This window comes from Lentzea roselyniae (assembly GCF_039537795.1).
Taxonomy (GTDB): domain Bacteria; phylum Actinomycetota; class Actinomycetes; order Mycobacteriales; family Pseudonocardiaceae; genus Lentzea; species Lentzea atacamensis.
Genome location: NZ_BAABBE010000153.1, coordinates 1 through 528, shown reverse-complemented (window position 1 = coordinate 528; position 528 = coordinate 1). Strand labels below are relative to the sequence as shown.

The following is a 528-nucleotide window of genomic DNA, read 5'->3' as shown; positions in this document are numbered from 1 at the left end:
GCGCCGAGGACGTGTTCGCGGGCCGCGGTCAGATCATGCATCGATCCAGGCTCGACATCGCTGATCCACAAGGGAAAACCGTCCGGTGCCAGCAGTGCTTGGATGTTGCCGCCGTGCTCGTGTGCTTACCGGAGTACCACAGGTCGATCTGCTCGCCTTTCGTGCTGGTGGTCTTCTCGGCGAGGCGATCGGCGGAGAAGATCTTGCCGTCGAGAACGACGTGGGCAAGACCGTCCTGCTGGGCTTGCCGTAATGCTTCGTGCAGGTCCGGGGCTTGCTCGGCGAGCACGCCGATGACCTCGTCGAGGTAGCGGTAGCCGGTGGCACGGGAGATGCCGTGATCACGCGCCAGCGCTGTGATGTCGCGGTTCTCCCGGAACCAGCACAGCGCGAACACCGCATGCCAGAAGCAGGTCAACGCCCTGGTGCCGGTGCGGGTACCGCGGTCGCGGCGCTCAGCACGCAGCAGGCGCCCGAGGTACTGGGCCAGTTCGCGGGGGACGTCGAGTGTGGCACGATAGGTGATCA

The 528-nt window shown here is 65.5% G+C and carries 1 protein-coding gene; it reads right to left on the bottom strand.

Going from position 1 to position 528, the window contains the following annotated elements; genetic code table 11:
* Nucleotides 1–71: hypothetical protein (locus ABFX45_RS46825; protein WP_428834317.1), on the bottom strand; the 71-nt coding region annotated here is incomplete at its 3' end.
* Nucleotides 72–528 lie beyond the last annotated feature (457 nt).